Below are 9,268 nucleotides of genomic sequence, written 5' to 3'. Positions count from 1 at the left end.
CAATGAATATGACCATGTGGGTAGGCTGGTACAGACCAAGAAGAAAGTCAATGGACAGGATGAAGTGATCCAGAGCAGGCTTGCCTACAATGAGATCGGGCAGCTGAAGACCAAATCACTGCATAGCGAGAACGGTGGTGGCAACTTTATGACCAATATCGGTTATGCCTATAATGAACGGGGTTGGCAGACTAAGGCAAGCTCGGCGCAGTTCACCTCCCAGCTGAACTATAATGTCAATGGTACAACGGTGCTGGGTAACGCCCAGTATAATGGCAATATCGCGCAGCAGCTGTGGGGCTATGTTGCTACAACAAACAGCACATTTACCTACACTTATGATGCATTAAACCGGTTGAAGAGTGGGGTAAGTAACGGTACAGTGATGAGTGAGGCCTTGACATACGATGATATGGGTAATATCAAAATGCTTGTCCGTGACAATGGTACAGCGATTACCTACAACTATAACAATACCAATAAGAGCAACAGGCTGGAAAGTCTCTCGGGAGGCGTAACCGGCTCATTTACTTATGACCTTAACGGAAATGCGACGAAGGACCGTACAGGGATGGCCCTAAGCTATAATTACCTGAACCTGCCAAAAACAGTGACGGGTACAGGTAAGAGCATTGTCTACACCTACGATGCATCTGGCGCTAAGCTGAACCGAAAGTCTACTGTTGGCGGTATCACAACCGAGCAGGACTATATCGGTGGGATTGAATACAGCAAAGCAAGTGGGGCAAATCCTGTGATCGAACGTGTCGCTACCGAGGATGGATTCCTGCTGAACAGTTCGGGGACTTACAGTTACTATTATAACCTGACAGATCATTTAGGCAATGTAAGGGTTGTACTCAAGAAAGATGGTACAGCTACAGCACCTGTTGCCACAGTGATGCAGAAACAGGATTACTATCCATTTGGTAAGACGAAATCTATTGCAACGAGTATCAATAATAAGTATCTTTATAATGGCAAGGAGATGCAGACTGACCTAAATGGTGGTACGCATACCTTGGGAGGTTCTTATGTTCTAGAAGGGCAGCTGGATTATGGGGCGAGGTTCTATGACGCTGAGATAGGTAGATGGAATGTTATTGACCCTAAGGCAGAAGTGAACAGACGTTGGTCTCCATATCGTTATGCTTATGATAATCCATTGCGATTTATTGATCCGGACGGGATGTTAGAGGAACCAACTCCCTTAGAGGCTGCCATGATTTCTAAACACGTATATGGAGATAAGAAAGATCCAGGTGACCTTATTGGCGGATGGCAGGTTTCTAAAGCAGGAGGAGGTTTACAGTTAAATAATGAAAAAAGTGGTTTTAAGTCTAATGTATATGAGAGAACTGTGGATGGGAAAACAGAATATGTATATGCTACAGCTGGCACAGAGATGGATGATTTTAAGGATGCTAAACATGATGTTTTACAACCATTAGGGATGTCTTCTCAATATACTCAATCAATTAAAACTGTAGATGCTTTGAAAAAAATTATAGGAAGTGCTGAATTAACTTTCACTGGTCACTCTTTAGGCGGTGGTTTGGCGGAAAACAATTCATTACATACTGGAGATAAGGCAATAACTTTCAATGCGGCGGGGGTAAGTCCACTAACAAGTGGTACCTTAAAGAAATCTAATACAGATGCATATATTATGAGGACAGATCCGTTAAATGCTCTTCAAAAGATAAGCGCAATACCAACGGCTGGGGGAAATAAGCATTTTCTTCAACCTCGAAGTTTTAGTGGCATATTTAATGGTCATAGTATTAACTCTGTGATAGAGGCTCTGATAAAACCTACGGTAGGTCAACAAATAAATAGCGGATTGAGAAATTCCATCACTCCTTCTCAATTTAAATTTTAGATTATGAGAATTTTTATAGTAATATTAACTTTTACACTTTGTGGTTGTCATAATAGGGATGATAAGATCGATAAAGAGAAACTTCTTGGTAATGACTATCGGCTTTTCCAAGGTTCGCCTAGTTGGGATTTGGCAAAGGCAGTGGAAGATGAGAATATTAATTTAGTGAAAAAACTAGCTAACGAAGATAGGCAGCCCGTCAATTACCAAGAGCCTAAATTTGGCAAAACTTTATTGATGCTCGCGATTAATAATAACGATTATCAGAGTGCAAAAACATTATTAGCTTTGAAAGCTGATCCCAATATCGCAGACAGATATCGAGGATCTACAGCGATGCATGATGCCGCAGCAAATTCAGACCCTAAATATCTAGAGCTTTTGATAAAGTACCATGGTAACCCTAATGTTGTTGAGAATAAGCCGATTACAGATAGTGACAATGGAAGGGAAACGCCATTAAATATAGCAATTACATATATCTCAGGTAATAATCTAAATAAAGTTAAACTCTTAGTTAATGCGGGAGCCGATGTTAATTTTTATAATTCTTGGTATACTTATTATCCGCATTTACCATTATCAGATGCAATAAGCCATCAACAGTTTGATATAGCACAATATTTACTTGAACAAGGAGCAGATTATAAGCGAATCATGTATAGGACGGTGCAAGGAGATTCAATCTACATTTTGGGAGCACTTAGAAGAGAAATAGTTGATTTGGATAAAAAAGAATACCGCCAGAAGAGAAATGTCATATCCTTTTTAAAAACTAAAGGATTGGATTACGCGAAGGAACCAGTCCCTGATTTTATTGAAGAAAAGCTCAAAAAAGATTATCCGGAGAATTGGCAAGAGGTTCTAAAAAGTTATTAGTTAATATGACTACTGGGTGAGGTTTTATGACGCCGAAATCGGACGATGGAGTGTGGAGGACGGGCCAATCCCGGGTTGTATGGGTGGGACCGGAAATCCTGGTCGTATTGTAACTGGAGGCGCTCCCTTAGATCTGAAAGGAACTAACCCGGTTTTTAATAAGAATTGGTGGAAATGGTAAATATAACAGAATTAGAAAGTTGAAAATTAAATATTCTTTTGCAGTATTTTTATATACCTATTTGAACCAAATTGACCTGTCTTTGAATAGAAGTAGGTGGGAACCTCTTGATAATCTGAGGGATTTTTATCGAAGCCAAATTTCTCCTAAAAAAGTTGCAAATTATCTCATTAATAAATTGGGGCTAAACGTTGAAAAATTGAATTATTTGATTTTTATTGACGAAGAATCTTTGTGGGAGAAAATTAAAGATTCATTATTATCAGACTTGGGTGTTAACCTTGCCCGATTGAAAAGTATAATGCCATGATATTAACCACGACCAATTCCATCGAAGGGGGGGATATTTCACGATATAATGATCTAATAGCTGCCAATGTTGTCGTCGGCACCACTGTCTTTAATGATGTAGGGGCGAGCTATGAAACAAGTGATTGAACGTCTCGAAAAATCAGAGACGGCATTGTCCGAAATGAGGAGTGAGCGAGAAAAAACCAGTAGAATATTATTAACCGCTAACTGATAAAGCCTCCCTTGCTGACTGTCAAGGGAGGCTCTATTGTGCTGTGCTTTTCGGTATCTCCCAGCTACCGCTTATAAATCTCTTGTTTTTCTAAGATAGGGCCTGCTACATCCATACTTTTGCCTATATCATTTAAATTAAAGAAATATGGCAAATCAATTTTTGGTTAAGGAACACGTGGTTGCTATGCAAAGTTTAATAGCGATGCGATATAACCAGAAGGAAAAAATATATTAAATAACGCTATGAATAAATAGCAGAAATTTTTAAATTCAAGTAACCATAAAAAGAATGCTAACCAGGTCTATAGATGCAACAAAAATAGCTTCTTAAAGATTCCTATTGTATTTTTATTACTGATATATTTTATTAACCAGTTTATTAGCTATGAATAAGTTAAAGTCGGCATTTCTATTTGCCTTTAGTGTATGCGCCATGGGAAGCCATGCACAAAATCTGCTCAACCTCAATGATTGGGTAACCGGATCTGGTGGAACTTCAGGCCTCACTGCAAATGGTCTGACCAGTGAGAACGAACGTGAGTGGGGGGTGGGTCCTTTGGGTACACAGGTTATCCTATGGAAAGGGGCTCCCAGCGGAGATGGGAATGCGGACGGGGGCTGGAACTCAGTGGATATTCCGATCAATAATCAGAAGACCTACCGTTTTTCGGTTTGGATGAAAAGAACAAATTCTAAAAGTGGAACGGCCTATTTGGGCTGTGCCCCAGGTGTGAATACACTTGCTGGAACGATAAACAATAACCCCTATTTTTGGTATGGAAATCTCCCTGAACTTGATCGCTGGTATCTTCTGGTAGGTTATGTACATGGTTCAAATGACCCCTCTACCGTAAATTATGGTGCAATATACGATGGCGTTACAGGTCAGAAAGTTATTGGTCTGACAGACTTTAAGTTTGCAGCGACGAATACAATCACTCGCCATCGGTCGTACCTATATTACGACAACAATACCGATGATCGTCAGTATTTTTATGGCCCTCGGATAGAGGAAGTCAACGGAAATGAGCCCACGATAAGTTCTCTCTTAAACAACCCTGTGGGAGCCGGAGACTTCTACTTTTCAGGAAAAGTTGGTGTCAAAACCCAAACACCCGGAGATTATGATCTAGCTGTGAAAGGCAAGATCCGCAGCCAAGAGATCAAAGTGGAGACCTCGGGCTGGGCCGACTATGTTTTCGAAGAGGATTATAAACTACCTACATTGGCCGAAACCGAAAAATTTATTCAAAAGAACGGCCATTTGCCCGATGTTCCTAAAGCAAGCGAGGTTGCAGCAAACGGTATTTCCTTGGGTGAGATGAATAAGATTCTGTTGAAGAAAATAGAGGAGTTGACGTTGCAGGTGATTCAATTAAATAAAACTGTTCAGGAACAGGATAAAGAAATTAAGATAATAAAGATCGCCAAATAGACCGTGAGAAAAAAGATTCAAATAATGAAAAAGAAACTATTTATCATTTCGTCGCTATCGCTTGCTATGAGTTGGTGTTTTGGCCAATCGCCGAGTATGCCAAAACAGATCATTGGACCAAGTCCAACGGTATCGAATTTTGTCCAATATAAAGAAACTCCTGTTAATCTATATTCAGGTATGGTTAATGTGAGTATTCCACTCTATACGATAAAAGTAGGGGAACTAGAGATTCCTATTTCCTTGGATTATAAGGGTGGGGGAATAAAGGTTTCGGAGATCGCCTCCAATTGTGGATTGGGTTGGAATCTAACGACTGGTGGTGTTGTGTCGCGAAGTACGGTCGGCCTTCCCGATGAAACTCCAACAGTGGGTTATCTGTACTCAACTTATTTTGAATCGTTTTCTAGTTATAATGAAGTTCAGAAACATACTATGGGGACAGGATCTACAGATGGGGAGCCTGATAACTTTTATTTTTCCTTTCCGGGTGGTTCCGGCCGATTTAATTTTGATAGGTCCGGTAATCTCGTAAGTATCCCGAAAACGAATTATCAGTTTATTAAAGGACCTGAACTTTTTTATAGTTCATCAGTGGTGAGTCCTGCGACATTGATATCGACCTGGTCCATAAAAGACGATAGGGGTAATTTATACAACTTTAATGATGCTGAAATGGGGGAAGTAACTGGCAATCGATTGGTCAACTTTAATACGACAGGCAGTGGCTCTGTTGCTATCAATAGCTGGCATCTCTCTAAAATTACTACACCTGTCGGTGATCAGGTAAATTATACCTATGAAGAAGTTCCCGTTTCTTATGATCTTGCCCCAACAGAAACGATAAATGCTAAAACTATGGGTAGTGAAGATCCTCTTCCACCGTCAATTGAATCGTACTCGCGAAATGTGATAAAAACAAAACGCATCTCAAGCATATCATTTAGAGGCGGAAAGGTGTTGTTTAAGTATAACAGTACGTCCCGTGCAGATCTCGTCGGTGATTTTGCACTCGAAGAGGTTCAGATTTTTCAAGGCAGTACACTTATTAAATCTTTTCAGCTAAATTATCTCTATCTCGATGGACCTAATCTAAAGAACCGTTCAGATTATCCTTTGACAGGCGAAACAAATTTCTTGACAAATACGAGCCTTGCACCTTCTGCTACTATGTCAAGGCGACTGGTTTTGGAATCTGTGCGTGAGAGAAGTGAAACAGGCCAATTTATGGATAATGGACACCGATTTGAGTATATACATAATTTTGGCCTCCCTAACCGAAGTTCAAGGAGTATTGATTTTTGGGGCTATTATAATGGTAATACTGAACCTAAGATTATTGCGCAGCAGTCTGCCCAAGATGCCGGTTTAGTCGATTTTTTTTGGTACGATAGACATGTTAATACGGAGTACGCAATACAGGGATTGCTTTCTAAAATAATTAATCCTATGGGCGGAGTAACTGAATTTAGCTACGAGTCCAACAGTATAGCTGCAAGTCCCAAATTGCCTGTTACTTTTACCGAAATGGTTAGTATTGGCGCATCTGTTTCTTTTGCACATTCATTATATGGGAAAATTGTTTATGAAGATCCGGACGATGGTGGTTATCCTTATGTCCTGGTGCAAAAAGACGGACAGATGGTTAAGAATTACTATAGAGAATTTGTGTTGCCTGAACGTAACAATTATACAATTACCATTCAAAATATGCCCAATGTATATGGTATTTATTTTTATCTTTTTGATGTAGGACGTAATCGTACTGTGCAGACTTTTATGAATGACTATGGTGGTTTAATTAATCTCGACGCAGGTATTTACCGGCTCTATATAAGCCCCTCATTAAGTGCAACTGTTCAATCGCCTCAAAACCCCTATTATAATACGTTTATGACTGCATCTGTTACAGGCTATAAGGCGTATACAAAAACATTGAATTCTTCTGGCCCAACAGGAAATATCGTCGGTGGGGTTCGTATTAAAGAACAGAAAATTTATGACCCTTTAATTGGCCAATATGTTTTGAAAGAATACAAATATCGAGATCCTGATGGGGGTGTAAGTGGTGTTCTGTTAAATGCACCCGAATTTTCTTATTCCAAAGAAGCATCATCTAGCGGTTCGTCCATATCCAAGTATAAGGTGCTAACCTTTGATCCGGTGATCGGTTTACGGACTACATCAGGAAGTTATGTGGCGTATTCAAATGTTGAAGAATGGACAAAATCCGTGGATCTTACTGCATTGGGTAGGGTGGATTATAGTTATATTAATGCAAATACAAACGATGATGTGTTTTTTACCCCAGCAGTTGACTATAGTGGGTTTATGCCTCCATATAATCTTTTACCCAATCCACCTGTAGATAACAGGGATTGGCTTAGAGGCCGTTTGCTTAGCAAGTCAATTTATTCCGCGAGTAATCAATTATTGGAGAAGGAAATAAATACATATGATTATTATCTGGAAAATACGAATGTAAGGGGTTATAAGATAGATTTTTATATTGAGGTATTGAATGGTACAAGTAATTACTACTATAATAAATTTGATTATAAAACAGGCTACCTACATCTCAAGGAAAGTACAAAGACGGTTTACAATCAAGCACCGTCGACAAATGTCGAAGTCAATAATAGATATATCTACAGTAAAGTGCACCTGCAACCTCTAGCCATGTTCCAGAATCAAAGTAATGGTGATAGTACGGCTACTTTCTATACCTATCCAAAAGATTTTCAGGGAGGAAATACTTCGATCGCCAACTTGATAGCAAATAATATATTGATCAATCCCATTGAACGTATTACCGCAGTGAAGAAACAAAGTTCTTATTTTTTGAAAGAGGGCGAGCTTAATATATATCGTTCTGCGGGGAATGGTCTGTTGGAAAGAAAGGATATTTTGGAAACGGATGTGCCAATCTCGCTGGCCTCTTTTAAGTTTAGCAACCGAGTTCTTGGTGTATTGCCAACCGAAGGATTATCTGCCAGTTATGGTGCGGATGCGCGATATAAACCTGCTTATTCATTTTTACAATACAATACGTCCGGAAATCCACTAGAGCTGAAGGTGAAAGAATTGCCTGTCACGGTTTACCTCTGGGGCTATAATAATCAGTATCCAGTTTTAGAAATCAAAAATGCGACTTATGCAGAAGTTGCAACAGCACTTACGCAGGCAGCTATTGACAACCTGAATAGTATTAGCCAGACAGAGGCGACGATGGAGACCCTGATCAAAAATGCCGCTGATAAATTACGCACAGACATTCCCAAAGCCATGGTGACCAGCTTCACCTATAAACCGCTCGTTGGTATGACCAGCAAGACGGATGCCCGTGGTATAAAGGAAACCTATACGTACGACGGTATGCAACGACTTCAGGCGATCCTGGACCACCTTAACAATGTAAACAGATCCATCGATTACCATTATCGTTCCAATTAAGCCTATCCAATCATGAAAAATAACTTTTTAATACTACTATCATTAGTCGGGGCTGGGGCGGTACAAGGGCAGACGCTCGTGGACAATCTTACACTGAGTTCCTATAGCAACCAGACGGATATCCAGGCGCTCAAGAGTATTACACTCCAGAATGGCTTTTATATCCCTGCCCCGGCGGCAGGGAAGACCATTACGATCAGTATTGCCGGCTTTCAGAATATTGTGAGCACCCCTACTGCCAGCCAGAACTATGTCCTGACGAGGACTTTCCGTAGCCCCGGAGTTACACAGGCTACCCTGAATGCCCAACGGACGATCGGAGATGAGAATCAGAGCATCCAGTACTTTGATGGTCTAGGAAGGCCTAGCCAAACGGTGCAGCTGATGGCCAGTCCAACGTATAAGGATATTGTCCAGCATATTGAATATGACGGGTTTGGTCGTGAGTCGACGAAATATTTGCCCTATGGCGAGAAGTCAGGCAACGGTAGTTTCCGGGCTTCAGCAAAATCGACACAGTCGGATTTTTACAAAGATGGGGTAGGCTGGGATGAGGCAGCTGTGAAGACGCCGAAGCCCTATGCTATTACTGTTTTTGAGAACAGCCCGCTGAACCGTGTGCAGCAGCAGGGTGCACCAGGGATTCCCTGGCAGCCAGTTGCGATCCGCAACAACGTAACCGCCAGTACCGATTCCGGCCGCACGGTGGTAAGCGATTATGGGACGAACGGGACCAATGATGTGCGGCTGTGGACAGTCAACAGTACCGGAGCCACAGCAGGTTATTATACTGCCGGCAAACTCTATAAAACGGTGATCAAAGATGAGAACTGGGTATCGGCAAACGGAAAGGGCGGTACGGTGGAGGAATATAAGGATTTCGAGGGGCATGTCGTGCTCAAGCGCGTGTGGG

Annotated in this window: 7 protein-coding genes; all 7 read left to right on the top strand. The window is 41.0% G+C overall.

Annotated elements, in window-relative coordinates:
* On the top strand, window positions 1-1,882 hold a 1,882-nt coding region (locus tag AAW12_RS00160), incomplete at its 5' end, for an RHS repeat domain-containing protein (protein ID WP_046671603.1).
* Window positions 1,883-1,885: 3 nt separating this feature from the next.
* Window positions 1,886-2,761, top strand: coding sequence for an ankyrin repeat domain-containing protein (locus AAW12_RS00155; RefSeq protein WP_046671602.1), 876 nt, complete (start codon window positions 1,886-1,888; stop codon window positions 2,759-2,761).
* Between the two features lie 16 nt (window positions 2,762-2,777).
* Entirely contained in the window at window positions 2,778-2,942 is a 165-nt protein-coding gene (locus AAW12_RS26140) for a hypothetical protein (protein ID WP_156167481.1), read from the top strand.
* Between the two features lie 306 nt (window positions 2,943-3,248).
* Window positions 3,249-3,380 (top strand): heavy metal-binding domain-containing protein, encoded by a 132-nt coding sequence (locus AAW12_RS25975; RefSeq protein WP_084823028.1) that lies wholly within the window; start codon window positions 3,249-3,251, stop codon window positions 3,378-3,380.
* 472 nt (window positions 3,381-3,852) lie between these two features.
* Window positions 3,853-4,902 carry a tail fiber protein gene (locus tag AAW12_RS25265; protein WP_084823027.1) on the top strand — a complete coding sequence of 350 codons (1,050 nt, stop codon included), beginning with the start codon at window positions 3,853-3,855 and terminating at the stop codon, window positions 4,900-4,902.
* A 24-nt stretch (window positions 4,903-4,926) separates the two neighbouring features.
* Entirely contained in the window at window positions 4,927-8,355 is a 3,429-nt protein-coding gene (locus tag AAW12_RS00140) for a hypothetical protein (protein WP_156167480.1), read from the top strand.
* Between the two features lie 78 nt (window positions 8,356-8,433).
* Window positions 8,434-9,268, top strand: an 835-nt coding sequence (locus tag AAW12_RS00135) for a DUF6443 domain-containing protein (protein ID WP_231585170.1), incomplete at its 3' end; no start/stop codon positions are given.

Source organism: Sphingobacterium sp. Ag1 (genome assembly GCF_000988325.1).
In the GTDB taxonomy this organism is placed as follows: Bacteria; Bacteroidota; Bacteroidia; order Sphingobacteriales; family Sphingobacteriaceae; genus Sphingobacterium.
Note: the sequence above shows the minus strand (reverse complement) of the source record. Positions and strands in the feature narration are given on the sequence as shown.

What these genes read in the sequence shown, in the direction of transcription:
- AAW12_RS25975 (WP_084823028.1), top strand. Translation starts at nt 3,249, where the DNA reads ATGATATTAACCACGACCAATTCCATCGAAGGGGGGGATATTTCACGA.
- AAW12_RS00155 (WP_046671602.1), top strand. Translation starts at nt 1,886, where the DNA reads ATGAGAATTTTTATAGTAATATTAACTTTTACACTTTGTGGTTGTCAT.
- AAW12_RS25265 (WP_084823027.1), top strand. Translation starts at nt 3,853, where the DNA reads ATGAATAAGTTAAAGTCGGCATTTCTATTTGCCTTTAGTGTATGCGCC.
- AAW12_RS00140 (WP_156167480.1), top strand. Translation starts at nt 4,927, where the DNA reads ATGAAAAAGAAACTATTTATCATTTCGTCGCTATCGCTTGCTATGAGT.